This is a genomic window from Candidatus Frankia nodulisporulans (assembly GCF_902806475.1).
Classification (GTDB): domain Bacteria; phylum Actinomycetota; class Actinomycetes; order Frankiales; family Frankiaceae; genus Frankia; species Frankia umida.
The window spans coordinates 1-298 of sequence record NZ_CADCWS010000589.1 but is presented as its reverse complement, the minus strand read 5'-3'; the positions used below and the strand labels follow the sequence as shown (position 1 = coordinate 298).

Sequence of the window (298 nt, the reverse complement as noted above, 5' to 3'; positions counted from 1 at the left end):
CCGGCTCATCCGCCGCCAACGCAGCGGCCCGGCGCTGGAAGTGCAGCCCGCTGGTCAACCGGGCCAGCACCTGCACATAGCCACAGTTGCGCCCCCGGAACAGCCACAACGCCAACACGAAGTACACCACCAGCCGCGACGGCAACAACCGGCGGCGAACCTCCGCGGTGTCCGTCACCGCCAACACCCAGTCCACCAGCTCCGGCGGGTACACCCGCGTCAACACACCCACCGTCACCCGGTCCGGCAACCAGCCCTCCGGCGACAGCCCCTCACTCCCGTCATGCCCCACAGACCA

1 protein-coding gene is annotated in these 298 nt (G+C 69.8%); it reads right to left on the bottom strand.

All coding sequences use genetic code 11. From position 1 onward, the window contains the following. On the bottom strand, positions 1-226 hold a 226-nt coding region (locus G6R24_RS24340), incomplete at its 3' end, for a transposase domain-containing protein (protein ID WP_192029240.1). Between the last annotated feature and the right edge of the window lie 72 nt (positions 227-298).